Genomic DNA, 16,133 nt, shown 5'->3' on the forward strand with positions numbered 1-16,133 from the left:
ATGCCGCTCACTAAAGTTAGGACGTTGCTATACATTTGCCAGGAAAACCTGACAAATAGGGCACTATTTGAGAAGGAATAATCCGAATCCAATCAGTCCGGCCCAGGCCAGCATCGGCAGGGACCACAGGTGGAAGCGCCACCAGATACGGCGATCGTTGGCCATCCGCAGGGCGATGAGGTTAGCCAGCGATCCCGGCAGCAGGCCAAAGCCGCCAACATTCACTGCCCACGCCAGCAGTGCGGTTGGCGGGACATAGTTAAGCAGCAGGATGGTGGAAGGCACATTGCTGATCACCTGGGACAGGCCGATAGCGGTGAGCCACAGCTGACCCTGGGACAGATGGGTCACATTTTGCAGCACCCCCTGCAAGGCCGGAACCTGAATCAGGAGATGGACGTCGATAAACATCGCCATAAAGACCAGCAGCAGCGTCCAGTCGACGCTTATCAACACCCGGCGAGCCAGCAGCAGAAAACCTCCCGCCACCAGCAGCACGCCCCACAGCTCCTGTTTAAGATCGAGCGCCACGACAAACATCAGGTAGAGCGCCAGACAGCTCCACGCCAGCCGCGGTTTCGACTGGGCCGCCGCGCTGCCGCTGTGATAGTGCAGCGGTTTTGCCGGGAAGGCGAACCAGCCCAGAGCTATCAGGGTCAGCACCATCACCAGCGCCAGAGGTGCCATCTGCCAGGTGAAGGCGGCAAACGACAGCCCGGAGCGTCCCCACAGCAGGATGTTTTGCGGGTTGCCAATCGGGGTCAGCAGCGACCCGGCGTTGACCGCCAGCGCCTCAAAGATGATCAGCCGGTTGACCGGGATTTCGCACAGCTTGCGCAGGGTGAGAGTGAGCGGCACCACGATAAACAGCGCCACATCGTTGGTCAGGAAGGTCGACAGCAGCGCCGCGGAGAAGACCATAAAGAGCGCTAACCGTCGCTCGGTGGCGAAACGGCGCACCAGCTTACGCCCCAGTACGTCAAAAAACCCGCTCTGCTCGACCCCTTTGGTCAGCATCATCAGCCCGGCGAGGGTAATAATGGTGTGCCAGTCAATGGCGGCAGGCCAGCGCTCAGGGGCGAAGGGCACCAGAAAGCTAAGTCCGACCCCAATAATCAACAACAGATGAAAGAAGCGATCCCGGGCCAGCGCCCGCAAGCCTGGCAGGGTCATTCTGCGGAGGATCCATATTTCAGCGTAAAGGCCTGGAACTGTTGCAGCGTCTCTTCGCTGACGTGATGTTCCATCCCTTCGGCGTCACGGCGGGCGATATCAGGGCTAACGCCCAGCACCAGCAGGAAGTTTTCGACAATCTGATGGCGCTCGCGGCTGGCCTGGGCCAGCTTCTCCCCTTCCGGGGTAAGAAACACGCCGCGCCAGGGGATCATTTCGATCAGGCCAACCGTTGCCAGACGCTTGAGCATTTTTGCCACCGTCGGCTGAGAGACGCCAAGGCGCGCGGCCATATCCACCTGACGGGCCTCCCCCACTTCGCGGATCAGATCTGAGATCAGCTCGACATAATCATCGATCAGCTCGCGGCGATGCGCTTCCCGAACCTGGCGAAATCCTTCGACATGCTCTTCGACATTGACCAGTTGCGTCATTTTTTTTGTTGTTGGATTACCTGCACGGCGGTTCATTGTGCTTCCTCAAGCGGGGGACACATCAAGCGTATCAATAGATAAGCGGCCATTGTAAACCATCACTACACAAGCACAAAAAATTAACGATATAGCCATAGCCATATAATATAGCCTGTGCTATATCTGTATGTAATGCAGTCACCCTTCACGGATCGAAGGGATTAACCCGCAGGAGGTCACGATGAACGAATTCAAGAGGTGTATACGCGTGTTCAGCCACTCTCCCTTTAAAGTACGCTTAATGCTGCTGAATATGATTTGCGACATCATTAACGGCAAACCCCAGCAGAACAAACCTTCGAACTAAGCGGCGTCGCGGTACGCCGCTTCATTTTTGTGTCATTTATCCCCTCTATCCTGTTCGTCTCCACGCTATGCCCGGACCTTTTTTGCGGAAATGTAATCCCCTTCGCAAAACACCCCCTTTATAACAGTTGACCTTAACGGCCACTGGCTCTATCTTCTTGCAGCCCTGCACTATTTGCGGCTCGCAGATGCGGACCTCCTCTCCCCTTCTACGCATTCTCAGGCAGGTTTTGACCCTTGACGCCAGGGTGAGCACATGGCGTTTTCACGATAGTGACCTATGAATTTAACCCTGAAAGACACGCTCATTACCCGCAGCCGGGCCTTAAGCCCGTGGACCGGATTCTACTTTTTACAGTCGCTGCTGATTAACTTTGCCTTTGGCTACCCCTTCAGCCTGCTGTATGCCGTTGCCTTTACCTGTGTGCTGCATCTGCTCTGGCTGAGTGTGCCACGGGTACAAAAAGGGCTGCTCGGGATCTGCTCCCTGGTGGCGGCGATGTATTTCCCCTTTGGTCAGGCCTACGGCGCGCCAAACTTTAATACCCTGCTGGCGATGCACTCCACCAACATGGAGGAGTCGACGGAGATCCTCACCATCTTCCCGTGGTACAGCTACGTCGTCGGCCTGTTTATCTTTGCGCTCGGCGTTATCGCTGTGCGCCGTAAGCCGCAGCCTAAAAAGGCATGGGGCAAAATCGACGGCCTGTGTCTGGTGTTCAGCCTGGTGGCCTTTTTTGTCGCCCCGGTGCAAAACCTGGCCTGGGGCGGCGTCTTCAAGCTGAAAGATACCGGCTATCCGGTGTTTCGCTTTGTCAAAGATGTGGTGGTGAATAACCAGGAAGTGGTTGAGGAGCAGGCCCGGATGGCCGCGCTGTCGCAGATAAAAGACACCTGGAACGTGCTGGCGGTAAAACCGAAGTACCACATCTATATGGTGGTAATCGGGGAAAGCGCCCGCCGTGACGCGCTGGGTGCCTTCGGTGGACACTGGAACAACACCCCATTTGCCAGCAAGGTCAACGGCACCCTGTTTACCGACTATATTGCCGCCAGCGGTTCCACGCAGAAGTCGCTCGGGCTGACGCTCAACCGGGTGGTGGACAACAAGCCGCAGTATCAGGATAACTTTGTCACCCTGGCTAACCGCGCCGGCTTCCAGAGCTGGTGGTTCTCCAACCAGGGGCAGATCGGTGAATACGATACGGCCATCGCCAGCATCGCTAAACGCGCTGACGAAGTGCAGTTCCTGAAAAGCGGTGATTTCGAGGCGGATAAAAATACCCGGGATGAGGCGTTGCTGAAAATGACCGAACAGGTCTTCAGCACCCAGCGCACCCAGCCGCAGCTGATCGTCCTGCACCTGATGGGCTCCCACCCGCAGGCCTGCGATCGCACCCAGGGGAAATATACTGATTTCGTGCAGTCGAAAGAGACCTCGTGCTATCTCTACACCATGACCCAGACCGACGACCTGCTCAGCAAGCTCTATACCCAGCTGCAAAACACCGGGGAGAGTTTCTCGATGGTCTATTTTTCCGATCACGGGCTGGCGTTTAAAGAGCGCGGGAAAGAGGTGCAGTACCTGGCCCACGACGACAACTTCCAGCAGAACTTCCAGGTGCCGTTTATGGTGCTGTCGAGTGATGATAAAGCCCATCGCATCGTCAAGGCGCGCCGTTCGGCGAATGATTTTTTAAGCTTCTTCTCGCAGTGGACGGGGATTAAGGCGAAAGAGATCGTCAATAAGTACCGCTTTATGACCAACGACAAGGCGCCGCCGGTGTATGTGACCAACTTTACGTTGCAGAAAGTGGATTATAACCATCTGGGGACGGATCTGTTTGAGACGAAAAGCCGGTAACGGCGGTGCAGCCTGATGCCCTCACCCTGGCCTCTCCCACGGTAGAAGGAAAAACAAAAAACCCGCCGAAGCGGGTTTTTTTTACTGGCTCACCGAAGTGATTAGAAGCGGTAACCTACGCCTGCAATCCAGGTGCCAACGTCAACGTTACGGATGCGGCTCTGCTCATAAGAGAAGTCCAGCGCAACGTTTTCGATTGGGTTGAACTGCATACCAGCGCCATAGGAGAAACCGTAGTCGCTGTTAGTTGCAGAACGGTTGAAGCCCTGGTTTTCAGTCTGCTGGAATTTACCGTAGCCAACACCCACAACACCGTAGATGCTTGCCCAGTCGTTCAGACGCAGAGCTGGACCAGCAGTGATGCCGTAGTACTGAGCTTTGTTATAAGCGCCGTCTTCTGAACGGTCTTTCTCAGTGTAGGTGAAGGAACCGATGGCACCCAGCGGGTTGTTGTCCTGCTCGTAGCGATATTTCAGGTTGAAACCGTTGGTTTTATTCATCACGCCCTGCATATCGCTCTGAGCGTAACCGCCAGTCACGGTAGAGGTCGCTGCTACAGCGGAACCTGCGGAAACAGCCAGAACAGCTGCCAGTGCTGAAAGACATGCAATTTTTTTCATAACCACCTCAAATGTGCTTCAAGTAAATCCGTAAGTTTTAAATATATCAAAAAATCTTGTGAAACTCTTTGTGCTTCGTGATGTCTAATGCGGGTTTTCATGTAACTAAACATTTCCAACCACAGCTATCTTGTTCAAAAAACACTGAATTTGTATTGCAGAGTGCTAAGAATGCGCGTGAGTCACAATACATTCATCCAGACAATTCCTAATCTGTTACAGAAATCACCCGGCGTTGTGAGGCTATTTTACGGATTTGCGGCGACTTTTTTTCAACAAAGTCTCAACCGCACGGCGTTATTTCCTTTACACTCCCCCTCTTTACTTCCTTTGACAGAAACTGACAGGAGAAAGGATGCCTGGGTTGTCTCGCAGGGCGCCGGTCTGGTTGCCCATAGTTGTCATTCTCATCGCCATGCTCTCCATTCAGAGCGGTGCCTCGCTGGCAAAATCGCTCTTCCCGATAGTGGGTGCCCCTGGCGTGACGGCGCTGCGTATTGCGCTTGGCACCCTGATCCTGGTGGTGATCTTTAAACCCTGGCGGTTACGTTTCCAGAAAGAGCAGCGCCTGCCCCTGCTGTTGTACGGGCTGTCGTTGGGGGCGATGAACTATCTCTTCTACCTGTCGATTCAGACGGTGCCGCTGGGGATCGCCGTGGCGCTGGAGTTTACCGGCCCGCTGGCGGTGGCTCTGTTCTCCTCCCATCGTCCGGTGGATTTCGTCTGGGTAGTGCTGGCGGTACTGGGGCTGTGGTTTCTGTTGCCGCTGGGGCAGGACGTCTCGCACGTGGATCTGACCGGGGCGGCGCTGGCGCTGGGCGCGGGGGCCTGCTGGGCGGTCTATATTCTTACCGGACAACGTGCCGGGGAAGAGCACGGCCCGGCCACCGTGGCGCTGGGCTCGCTGATCGCTGCCATCATCTTTGTGCCGCTGGGGATGGCCCAGGCCACCGAGTCTATCTGGCAGTGGTCTATCCTGCCGGTAGGTCTGGCGGTGGCGGTGCTTTCAACCGCGCTCCCCTACTCGCTGGAGATGATTGCCCTGACGCGCCTGCCGACCCGCATCTTCGGCACCCTGATGAGTATGGAGCCCGCGCTGGCGGCGATGTCCGGGATGGTGTTCCTCGGCGAATCCCTGACCTTTACCCAGACCCTGGCACTGTGCTCGATCATTGCCGCCTCGATGGGGTCGACGCTCACCCTGCGCCGGGAGAGCAAAGTCGAAGAGGTGGATATCCGCTAGCCACCATTATTTTGCCGGGAAACGGCTTCCCGGCAAAATATTCCCATTCGCATTTGGTGTCATTATTTTGAAATATCGCCTTATCCGCTCGCCAGGCCAGTGAAAAATAAGATAAATTTACCCTTCAATATAAATACCACTATATTTTCAATAAGTTAACTATCACAACTCGCCTTTCACTATTAAACCAATAGGCAGTACCCAATCGCGCCTTCTATAGCCGGTGCTATACTTGATTTCGGAAATTACTTTGGACGCCAACATCAAGAGGAAATGAGATTATGCCTACCGCTAAACTGGTAAAAACAAAAGCACCTAATCTGCTGTATACCCGTAACGATGTCTCTGACAGCGATAAGAAAGCGACGATTGAGTTGCTGAATCGCCAGGTGATCCAGTTCATTGACCTGTCACTGATTACTAAACAGGCCCACTGGAATATGCGCGGCGCTAACTTTATTGCTGTTCACGAAATGCTGGATGGCTTCCGCACCGCACTGACCAACCATCTGGATACCATGGCTGAACGTGCCGTGCAGCTGGGCGGCGTGGCGCTGGGCACCACTCAGGTGATCAACAGCAAAACAGCGCTGAAAAGCTATCCGCTGGATATCCACAGCGTGCAGGACCACCTGAAAGAGCTGGCGGATCGTTACGCTGTCGTGGCAAACGACGTGCGTAAGGCGATTGGCGAAGCGAAAGACGAAGATACCGCTGACATCCTGACCGCCGCTTCCCGCGACCTGGATCAGTTCCTGTGGTTCATCGAGTCTAACATTGAGTAATCCATAGCATTTTGCTATTACACCCTCGCCTTCGGCGGGGGTTTTGCACTTTTATAGTGCAGTTATTTCCCCTCTCCCGCCGCAAACGTAAAGCATTTGTAATAATCACTTCACACAATCGTTAACCAAAGATTGTTTTCTCATCAATATTTGCGCTTAATAGCATAACCGTTAGTGATGGCGTTTATCTGCACCAAAACAGTGCTCCGTTATGGTGCAATCTGCCGCCATTGCTACACCTTTTGTGCAATGAAATGCGTGCTGGCCTTTTAAAAACAACCTCTTGTAAAGTTGGCACGATTTTTTCATAGAGCCGTTCGTTCTCGCAGGGGATCGCCCCGTGGATATAAAAGGAAATGCTATGAAGTCTGTATTAAAAGTTTCACTGGCTGCACTTACCCTGGCTTTTGCCGTTTCTTCTCAGGCTGCTGATAAAAAACTGATTGTTGCCACCGACACCGCCTTCGTACCGTTCGAATTCAAACAGGGCGATCAGTACGTTGGTTTTGACGTGGATCTGTGGGCGGCCATCGCGAAAGAACTGAAACTGGACTACACCCTGAAGCCAATGGACTTCAGCGGCATCGTTCCGGCACTGCAAACCAAAAACGTTGACCTGGCGCTGGCGGGTATCACCATCACTGACGCACGTAAAAAAGCCATCGACTTCTCTGACGGCTACTACAAAAGCGGCCTGCTGGTAATGGTGAAAGCGGACAACAACGACGTAAAAAGCGCGAAAGATCTCGACGGTAAAGTGGTCGCGGTGAAGAGCGGCACCGGTTCTGTTGATTACGCCAAAGCCAACATCAAAACCAAAGACCTGCGTCAGTTCCCGAACATCGACAACGCCTACATGGAACTCGGCACCAACCGTGCTGACGCCGTGCTGCACGACACGCCAAACATTCTGTACTTCATCAAAACCGCAGGTAATGGCAAGTTCAAAGCGGTAGGTGAATCCCTGGAAGCGCAGGAATACGGTATCGCCTTCCCGAAAGGCTCCGACGACCTGCGTACTAAGGTGAACGGCGCGCTGAAAACCCTGCGCGACAACGGCACCTACAACGAAATTTACAAAAAATGGTTCGGAACTGAGCCAAAATAATAATCAGGTTCTGAGCAGTTATTATCCTGGGGGCGAACTTCGCCCCCTGTTGTTTTCACCACGGTATACAGGAACACATCATGGAGTTTGACTGGAGCGCCATCTGGCCTGCCATTCCTCTGTTGCTTGAAGGCGCCAAAATGACCCTGTGGATTTCGGTCCTCGGTCTGGTTGGCGGGTTGATTATCGGCCTCGTCGCCGGTTTTGCCCGCACCTACGGCGGCTGGATAGCCAACCACGTAGCGCTGGTTTTCATCGAAGTGATTCGCGGCACGCCGATTGTGGTGCAGGTGATGTTTATCTACTTCGCCCTGCCGATGGCCTTTACCGATCTGCGCATTGACCCGTTCAGCGCGGCGGTGGTCACCATTATGATCAACTCCGGGGCCTATATCGCTGAGATCACCCGCGGTGCGGTGCTGTCGATCCACAAGGGCTTTAGCGAGGCCGGTCTGGCGCTGGGTCTCTCCCGTCGCGAAACCATCCGCCACGTGATCCTGCCCCTGGCGCTGCGTCGCATGCTGCCGCCGCTGGGCAACCAGTGGATCATCAGCATTAAAGATACCTCGCTGTTTATTGTTATCGGTGTGGCTGAACTGACCCGTCAGGGCCAGGAGATCATTGCCGGTAACTTCCGCGCCCTGGAGATCTGGAGCGCCGTTGCGGTGGTCTATCTGATTATTACCCTGGCACTGAGCTTCGTGCTGCGTCGTCTTGAAAGAAGGATGAAAATCCTGTGATTGAATTTAAAAACGTTTCCAAGCACTTTGGCCAGACCCAGGTGCTGCACAATATCGATCTGCAGATCCAGACCGGCGAAGTGGTGGTGATTATCGGGCCATCCGGCTCCGGTAAATCGACCCTGCTGCGCTGCATCAACAAGCTGGAAGAGATCACCAGCGGCGATTTGATTGTCGATGGCCTGAAGGTCAACGATCCGAAAGTGGACGAGCGCCTGATCCGTCAGGAAGCCGGCATGGTGTTCCAGCAGTTCTACCTCTTCCCGCACCTGACGGCGCTGGAGAACGTGATGTTCGGCCCGCTGCGCGTGCGCGGTGCCAACAAAGCGGCGGCAGAAGCGCTGGCAAAAGAGCTGCTGGCAAAAGTTGGGCTGGCGGAGCGCGGGCATCACTACCCGTCTGAGCTCTCCGGGGGCCAACAGCAGCGTGTGGCGATTGCCCGTGCGCTGGCGGTTAAACCGAAAATGATGCTGTTCGATGAGCCGACCTCGGCCCTCGACCCGGAACTGCGCCACGAAGTGCTGAAGGTTATGCAGGATCTGGCGGAAGAAGGGATGACGATGGTGATCGTAACCCACGAAATCGGTTTTGCCGAGAAAGTGGCCTCGCGTCTGATCTTTATCGATAAAGGCCGTATTGCCGAAGATGGCAATCCGCAGACATTGATTGAGAACCCACCGAGCCAGCGTTTGCAGGAGTTCCTCCAGCACGTTTCGTAATGTCTCGCCGGGCGGCGCTAACGCTTGCCCGGCCTGTTATTCCCCCGGAATCTTCCCAAAAAACCCCCGCTTCCGTTCGCCTTCTATACTTATCACTTTGCACAATATTGTCACCGGAGGACGCTGTGCCCTGGATCCTGCTGCTTCTGATAAGCCTGTTTTGCCTGCCTGCTCAGGCGGTCAGCCTGCCGGGCGTTCCCGCTGCTGCCGCCAGTGAAGCGACAACTCCGCCCGCCGAGCCGGACGTTGAGCAGAAGAAAGCCGCCTATTCCGCGCTGGCCGACGTGCTGGAAAATGACGCCTCGCGCCAGGAGCTAATCACCCAGCTGCGCAGCGTGGCCGCCACGCCGCCGCAGGAGCCGGTGCCCAAAATCACGCCGCCGGAAATCGAAGAAGAGAAGACCGTGCTGGAGAACGTGACCGATATCAGCCGTCATTACGGCGATGCGCTCTCATCCCGTTTCGCCCAGCTGTACCGCAACCTGATCGGCTCTCCGCATAAAGCCTTTAACCCGCAGACCTTCGTCGTTGCCGCACGGCAGTTTTTGCTCCTCGCCGGGTTAGTTTTTGCCTTTTACTGGCTGGTCAGGCTCTGCGCCTGGCCGCTGTACCGCAAGATGGGCAGTTGGGGACGCAGAAAGAACCGGGAAACCAGCAGCTGGATCCACCTGCCGCTGACCATCGCCAGCGCCTTTATTATCGACCTGCTGCTGCTGGCCCTGACCCTCTTTGTCGGCCAGATCCTCAGCGAATATCTTAATACCGGCAACCCCACCATCGCCTTCCAGCAGACACTGTTCCTCAACGCCTTCGCGCTGATTGAGTTCTTCAAAGCGATCCTGCGGCTGATATTTTGCCCGCGAGTGCCGGATCTGCGTCCCTTTGGGATTAGCGATAGAGCCGCCCACTACTGGTCGCTGCGGCTGAGCATTCTGAGCAGCATGATCGGCTATGGCCTGCTGGTGGCGGTGCCTATTATCTCCAATCAGGTTAACGTCCAGATCGGCGCCCTCGCCAACGTGCTGATTATGCTGTGTATCACCGTCTGGGCGCTGTACCTGATTTTTCACAACAAACGCGCCATTACCGAGGGGTTGCTCCACCTTGCCGACCGCTCCCTCGCCTTCTTCAGCCTGTTTATTCGCGCCTTTGCGCTGGTATGGCACTGGCTGGCGAGCGCTTACTTTATTGTGCTGTGCTTCTTCTCCCTGTTCGATCCGGGAAACAGCCTGAAGTTTATGATGGGTGCCACCTTCCGCAGCCTGGCCATCGTCGGGATCGCCGCCTTTGTATCCGGGCTGCTGTCGCGCTGGCTGGCTAAAACCATCACCCTGTCACCACATGTACAGCGCAACTACCCGGAGCTGCAAAAGCGGCTCAACGGCTGGATCTCCATGTCGCTGAAGGTGGCCCGGTTCCTGACGGTCAGTGTCGCCATCATGCTGCTGCTTAGCGCCTGGGGGCTGTTCGACTTCTGGAACTGGCTGCACAACGGCGCCGGTGAAAAGACGGTGGATATACTGATCCGCATCGCGCTGATCCTGTTCTTCTCCGCCATCGGCTGGACGATTCTGGCAAGCCTGATCGAGAACCGGCTGGCGTCGGATATTCATGGTCGCCCGCTGCCCAGCGCTCGCGCCCGCACGCTGTTAACCCTGTTCCGTAACGCGCTGGCGGTGGTGATCAGCACCATCACTATCATGATTGTGCTGTCAGAGATCGGGGTGAATATCGCCCCGCTGCTGGCGGGTGCCGGGGCGCTGGGGCTGGCCATCTCCTTCGGCTCACAGACGCTGGTGAAGGACATCATTACCGGGATCTTCATTCAGTTTGAAAACGGGATGAACACCGGGGATCTGGTGACTATCGGGCCGCTGACCGGCACCGTAGAGCGAATGTCGATTCGTTCCGTGGGGGTGCGCCAGGATACCGGCGCGTACCATATTATTCCGTGGTCTTCGATCACCACCTTCGCCAACTTTGTCCGCGGCATCGGTTCGGTGGTGGCGAATTACGATGTGGACAGGCATGAAGATGCAGAGAAAGCACAAGCCGCGTTGAAAGCGGCGGTGGATGAGCTGCTGGAGAGAGAGGATATTCGCGGTTTGATTATCGGCGAGCCGTCGTTCGCCGGAATTGTCGGGCTGACCAGCACCGCCTTTACGCTGCGCGTCTCCTTCACCACCCAGCCGCTGAAGCAGTGGACGGTGCGTTTCGCCCTCGACAGCATGGTGAAAAAACATTTCGATCTGGCGGAAGTGCGGATGCCGGTGCAGATGTATCAGCTGCTGCCGTCGCCGGGCCCGGCACCCTCTTCGCCTCAGGAGCCAACGCTGTAAAAAACCTGTTAACGCTGGCGGCGTTTGTCGTTATCCATAAAGGTCCAGGCGATAAAGCGGCTCTGCTTTTGACCCTGGGCCATCTCTTTTTTCACCACTTTGACCGCGCCGACGTCCGTCAGGGCGCGATACAGCGGCGGCAGATTTTCGCTGCGCGAGACCAGTGTAGTAAACCACTTCACCTGACGGGCAAACTGGGCGCTCTCGGCAATCATCTTCTTGATAAAGGCCACTTCGCCCCCTTCGCACCACAGCTCCTGCTGCTGGCCGCCAAAGTTCAGCGCGGCATCGGCCGCCTGGCCGAGGTTGCGGCGCTTACGCTCGCTGCCCGCCCGGGCGGTTTCCGCCGAATCGTGGAACGGCGGGTTGCACAGGGTGGCATCGTACTGTTCGTTTTTATGGATCACCCCGGCAAAAATGGCGGAAGCCTCTTTCTGGCGGCGCAGACGAATGGCGCGGGCCATGCCGGGGTTGCCGTTAATGATGGCGGTGGCGTTGGCAAAGGCCTGCGGGTCCACTTCACTGCCGGTGAAGCGCCAGCCATATTCATGTACGCCAATCAGGGGGTAGATCAGGTTGGAGCCGGTTCCGATGTCGAGGATCGTCGCCTGGGCAGGTACCGCGCCGTTATTCCCTTCCGCCAGCAGATCGGCAAGATGATGAATGTAGTCAGCACGCCCCGGTACCGGCGGACAGAGGTAGCCGTCCGGAATATCCCACTGCGCCACACCGTAGAAATGCATCAGCAGTGCTTTGTTCAGCGTCTTCACCGCCTGCGGATCGGCAAAGTTCACCGTCGGCTCGCCCGTCGGGGTTTGGGTGATAAATTCGCGCAGTGCCGGACAGCTCTCGCATAAGGCATTCATATCGTAACGGCTGCGGTGGCGGTTGCGTGGGTGCAACCCCGGCTTCTCGGGTGTCATGGCGTTCTCCTGTAAACAGCGGCGTAAGATACCCCTTGCGGGCGCAACGGTAAATATTTCTCTGCGCTGGAGAATAAAACGTCAAAAATCAGCCACCTGTATGTCGCTGATTTGTCATGAAATTGTCAAAAAATGTTGTTCAAAAAATAAGCAGATCATCATCAATTTTTTGCACTAAATCACACTCTGACCCGTTCTACACTTAGTGTGCATCACCCCGTTGTCAATCAGAGGAAGTGATTATGAAAAAATACCTGGTAATGCTCGCTGCCGCTTCACTGGCAGGCGCGTCGTTTGCTGCATGGTCGATTGAATCACTCAGCAGCGGCGATACCGGCCAACTCAGGCCAGCCGGAACGGTGCAGGCTTCGGGCGCACGTAACCTCGACGACCTGCAGGATAAACTGGCTGAAAAAGCGCGTGAACAAGGTGCCAAAGGCTATATTGTTAACTCTGCCAGCGGCGATAACACCATGTTTGGTACTGCCACCATCTACAAATAGTCCCCCGCTCTGCACTACCTACTGCATCCTCTGGGGTGCAGTTCGTTTTTTGCCCAAAATCCACTTTGTGAAGTTTTTTAGCAGAGAATGTAAATTTACGTATTTCATTTTGTTTACGACAGTGATAAAAAGTCACGCCAAATGATAATGTTTATCACAATAATTATCATTTGTAGGTTCATTACGGATATTCACGTGGCACAGGCAAAGGCACAGACCTGCCTGACACCGTAATGGAAACTCGATTCTAAAAATTATAAGTCGCTAAACAATATGGATAAAAATCGCAACGTTCCGAACAGCTTCAGCTCGCTGACCTTTTTTGCGGGGCTGTGTCTCGGTCTCTCCCCGGTAGCGAGTGCGCTTGCTGCGGATAATAACGAGAACAAGTCTGACGACACCCTGGTGGTGGAAGCGGCCCAGCCTTCGCTCTATGCGCCGCAAAAGTCTGCCGATGCGAAGTTCAGCCGCCCGGTAGCCGACACCACCCGCACCATGACCGTGATTTCCGAACAGGTGCTGAAGGATCAGGGTACCACCAACCTGACCGACGCCCTGAAAAACGTCCCGGGTGTGGGGGCCTTCTTTGCCGGTGAAAACGGCAACTCCACCACCGGCGATGCGGTGTATATGCGCGGCGTGGACACGTCAAACAGCATCTACGTCGACGGGATCCGCGACATCAGCAGCACCACGCGCGATACCTTTAATACCGAACAGGTCGAAGTGATTAAAGGCCCCTCCGGCAGCGACTACGGACGTAGCGCCCCCAGCGGCTCGATCAATATGATCAGCAAACAGCCGCGTCTGGACTCGGGCATTGATGCCTCCGCCAGCATCGGCAGCGCGTATATGCGTCGCGGGACGATCGACATTAACCAGGTGATGGGTGATACCTCAGCGTTTCGTCTGAACCTGATGGGGGAAAAGACCCACGACGAAGAGCGCGATAACGTCAAAAACGAACGTTACGGCGTGGCCCCTTCCCTCGCCTTTGGCCTGGGGACGGAGAACCGTCTGTATCTGAACTACCTGCACGTGACCCAGCACAACACCCCGGATGGCGGGATCCCGACCATCGGGCTGCCGGGCTACTCTGCGCCATCGGCGGGTACCGCGGCGCTGAATCACTCCGGCAAGGTGGACACCAGCAACTTCTACGGCACCGATTCCGATTACGACGACTCCACCTCCGACACCGCCACGATGCGCTTTGAGCATGACTTCAACGACAACACTACCCTGCGTAACACCACACGCTGGTCGCGGGTGAAGCAGGATTATCTGATGACTGCGGTGATGGGCGGGGCCAGCAACATCACCCAGCCGAATCGTAACGATGTGGATACCTGGACCTGGTCGCGTAACGCCAATACCAAAGATGTCAGCAATAAGATCCTGACCAACCAGACCAACCTGACGACTAAATTCTATACCGGCAGCGTCGGGCACGATATCAGCACCGGGGTGGAGTTCACCCGAGAAACCCAGACCAATTACGGCGTGGATGCCATCACTCCACCGCCGGTGAATATCTATCACCCGAGCAGCAGTGTCAGCCTGGGCGGCCTGAACAACAGCGGGGCCAACGCCAACGGCCGGACCGACACCTTCGGTCTGTACGCCTTCGATACGCTGCAAATCACCCGTGAATTCGAGCTGAACGGCGGCATTCGTCTCGACACGTACCATACCGACTATGACAGCGCCAGCATCTGCGGCGGCACGGGTCGCGGGGCGGTTGCCTGCCCGGCCGGGACGCCAAAAGGTTCCCCGGTCACTACCGTGGATACCGCCACCTCGGGCAACCTGGTCAACTGGAAAGCCGGTGCGCTCTATCATCTGACCGAGCACGGCAACGTCTACGTTAACTACGCCATCTCCCAGCAGCCGCCGGGAGGGAATAACTTTGCTCTGGCCCAGGGCGGCACCGGTAACAGCGCCAACCGCACCGACTTTAAACCACAGAAGGCAAAAACCAGCGAGCTGGGGACCAAGTGGGAAGTGCTGGATAAACGTCTCCTGCTGACCGCGGCGATCTTCCGCACCGACATTGAAAATGAAGTCGAGCAGAACGATGATGGCACCTACTCGCAGTACGGTAAAAAACGTATCGAAGGTTATGAGCTCTCTGCCGCGGGCAACATCACCCCGGCCTGGCAGGTAATCGGCGGTTATACCCAGCAGCGTGCCAGCGTGCGCACCGGCAATGACGTGGCGCAGGATGGCACCTCTTCCCTGCCCTATACCCCGGAACATGCCTTCACCCTGTGGAGCCAGTACCAGGCCACGGATGCGATCTCCGTCGGTGCCGGTGGGCGCTATATCGGCAGCATGCACCGTGGATCTGACGGTGCGGTCGGTACCCCGTCCTTCACCGAAGGTTACTGGGTGGCCGATGCCAAACTGGGCTATCGCGTCAACCGCAACCTCGACATGCAGCTCAACGTCTACAACCTGTTTGATGAAGACTATGTCGCCTCCATCAACAAGAGTGGCTACCGTTACCATCCGGGCGAGCCGCGCACCTTTATGCTGACGGCGAACATGCACTTCTGATCCCGCGTGGGGCTTCGGCCCCACCTTTCGGAGAACTTTTTATGATGTATCACATTCCGGGCGTGCTGAACCCCGATGAGGTGGCGCAGTTCCGCGCTCAGCTGGATCAGGCCCCGTGGATCGATGGCCGGGCGACCGTAGGTAACCAGGGCGCACAGGTCAAAAACAACCAGCAGGTCGACACTCAAAGCCCGCTGTACGCCACCCTGCAGGCGGCAGTGTTGCAGGCGGTGAATCAGCACGCGCTCTTTTTTGCCGCCGCCCTGCCGCGCCAGATCTCCAGCCCGCTGTTTAACCGCTATCAGCAGCAGGAGACCTACGGTTTTCACGTTGACGGGGCGGTGCGCAGCCACCCGCAGAGCGGCTGGATGCGGACCGATCTCTCCGCCACCCTCTTTTTAAGCGAGCCCGACAGCTACGAGGGCGGGGAGCTGGTGGTAAACGACACTTACGGCCAGCACAGCGTCAAACTTCCGGCGGGGGATCTGGTGCTCTACCCCTCCAGCAGCCTGCACTGCGTGACGCCGGTAACCGCAGGGGTGCGGGTGGCTTCCTTTATGTGGATCCAGTCGATGATCCGTGACGATAAGAAGCGCGGCATGCTGTTTGACCTCGACCGCAACATCCAGGCCCTGCGCTCCCGTCACGGTGAAAGCGATGAAGTGCTCTCCCTGCTCAACCTCTACCATAACCTGCTGCGTGAATGGTCTGAAATCTAGGCCTGCGCCTTGATTGTGCGTTTTTTCACCCCATAGTTACTGTACAGCGCAATATCCTG

15 protein-coding genes are annotated in these 16,133 nt (G+C 56.2%); 11 read left to right on the top strand and 4 right to left on the bottom strand.

Annotated features, from left to right (window positions below; translation table 11 throughout):
* Positions 1-63 precede the first annotated feature (63 nt).
* Together M8318_RS18775 and mntR are read right to left on the bottom strand one after the other, a co-directional pair.
* A complete protein-coding gene (locus tag M8318_RS18775) occupies positions 64-1,173 on the bottom strand; it encodes an anion transporter (RefSeq protein ID WP_225759247.1) in 1,110 nt (369 codons plus the stop codon).
* Positions 1,170-1,643: a manganese-binding transcriptional regulator MntR gene (mntR, locus tag M8318_RS18780; RefSeq protein WP_106992458.1), complete on the bottom strand. Its 474-nt coding sequence runs from the start codon at positions 1,641-1,643 to the stop codon at positions 1,170-1,172. Before mntR ends, M8318_RS18775 begins: the two co-directional genes overlap by 4 nt.
* A gap of 184 nt (positions 1,644-1,827) precedes the next feature.
* Here mntR and mntS point away from each other — a divergent pair, with 184 nt between their 5' ends.
* A complete protein-coding gene (gene mntS / locus M8318_RS18785) occupies positions 1,828-1,953 on the top strand; it encodes a manganase accumulation protein MntS (RefSeq protein WP_106992457.1) in 126 nt (41 codons plus the stop codon).
* Positions 1,954-2,232: 279 nt separating this feature from the next.
* Positions 2,233-3,816, top strand: coding sequence for a phosphoethanolamine transferase (locus M8318_RS18790; protein WP_262663961.1), 1,584 nt, complete (start codon positions 2,233-2,235; stop codon positions 3,814-3,816).
* A 101-nt stretch (positions 3,817-3,917) separates the two neighbouring features.
* Here M8318_RS18790 and ompX read toward each other — a convergent pair whose 3' ends face one another.
* Positions 3,918-4,436, bottom strand: coding sequence for an outer membrane protein OmpX (gene ompX, locus M8318_RS18795; protein WP_262663962.1), 519 nt, complete (start codon positions 4,434-4,436; stop codon positions 3,918-3,920).
* A gap of 355 nt (positions 4,437-4,791) precedes the next feature.
* On the opposite strand from ompX, the gene rhtA reads away from it, so the two are divergent.
* The 6 genes from rhtA to ybiO all read left to right on the top strand — a co-directional run bounded on the left by rhtA (position 4,792) and on the right by ybiO (position 11,370).
* On the top strand, positions 4,792-5,679 hold the full coding sequence (rhtA, locus tag M8318_RS18800) for a threonine/homoserine exporter RhtA (RefSeq protein ID WP_262663964.1): 888 nt from the start codon (positions 4,792-4,794) through the stop codon (positions 5,677-5,679).
* A 281-nt stretch (positions 5,680-5,960) separates the two neighbouring features.
* Positions 5,961-6,464, top strand: coding sequence for a DNA starvation/stationary phase protection protein Dps (gene dps, locus M8318_RS18805; RefSeq protein ID WP_262663965.1), 504 nt, complete (start codon positions 5,961-5,963; stop codon positions 6,462-6,464).
* Between the two features lie 361 nt (positions 6,465-6,825).
* Positions 6,826-7,572 (top strand): glutamine ABC transporter substrate-binding protein GlnH, encoded by a 747-nt coding sequence (gene glnH / locus M8318_RS18810; RefSeq protein ID WP_032617174.1) that lies wholly within the window; start codon positions 6,826-6,828, stop codon positions 7,570-7,572.
* Between the two features lie 80 nt (positions 7,573-7,652).
* Positions 7,653-8,312 carry a glutamine ABC transporter permease GlnP gene (glnP, locus tag M8318_RS18815; RefSeq protein ID WP_106992451.1) on the top strand — a complete coding sequence of 220 codons (660 nt, stop codon included), beginning with the start codon at positions 7,653-7,655 and terminating at the stop codon, positions 8,310-8,312.
* Positions 8,309-9,031: a glutamine ABC transporter ATP-binding protein GlnQ gene (gene glnQ, locus M8318_RS18820; protein ID WP_262663966.1), complete on the top strand. Its 723-nt coding sequence runs from the start codon at positions 8,309-8,311 to the stop codon at positions 9,029-9,031. Before glnP ends, glnQ begins: the two co-directional genes overlap by 4 nt.
* A gap of 125 nt (positions 9,032-9,156) precedes the next feature.
* A complete protein-coding gene (gene ybiO, locus M8318_RS18825) occupies positions 9,157-11,370 on the top strand; it encodes a mechanosensitive channel protein (RefSeq protein WP_262663967.1) in 2,214 nt (737 codons plus the stop codon).
* Between the two features lie 8 nt (positions 11,371-11,378).
* On the opposite strand, the gene rlmF is transcribed toward ybiO, so the two are convergent.
* Entirely contained in the window at positions 11,379-12,293 is a 915-nt protein-coding gene (gene rlmF / locus M8318_RS18830; protein ID WP_166181919.1) for a 23S rRNA (adenine(1618)-N(6))-methyltransferase RlmF, read from the bottom strand.
* Between the two features lie 242 nt (positions 12,294-12,535).
* Here rlmF and mcbA point away from each other — a divergent pair, with 242 nt between their 5' ends.
* The 3 genes from mcbA to ybiX all read left to right on the top strand — a co-directional run bounded on the left by mcbA (position 12,536) and on the right by ybiX (position 16,074).
* Positions 12,536-12,796, top strand: coding sequence for a DUF1471 family periplasmic protein McbA (mcbA, locus tag M8318_RS18835; protein WP_262663968.1), 261 nt, complete (start codon positions 12,536-12,538; stop codon positions 12,794-12,796).
* Positions 12,797-13,069: 273 nt separating this feature from the next.
* Positions 13,070-15,355: a catecholate siderophore receptor Fiu gene (locus tag M8318_RS18840; RefSeq protein ID WP_262663969.1), complete on the top strand. Its 2,286-nt coding sequence runs from the start codon at positions 13,070-13,072 to the stop codon at positions 15,353-15,355.
* A gap of 41 nt (positions 15,356-15,396) precedes the next feature.
* Positions 15,397-16,074, top strand: a complete 678-nt coding sequence (gene ybiX, locus M8318_RS18845; protein ID WP_262663970.1) for a PKHD-type hydroxylase YbiX — start codon at positions 15,397-15,399, stop codon at positions 16,072-16,074.
* The last annotated feature ends 59 nt before the right edge of the window (positions 16,075-16,133 follow it).

Source organism: Leclercia tamurae, assembly GCF_025566055.1.
In the GTDB taxonomy this organism is placed as follows: domain Bacteria; phylum Pseudomonadota; class Gammaproteobacteria; order Enterobacterales; family Enterobacteriaceae; genus Enterobacter; species Enterobacter tamurae.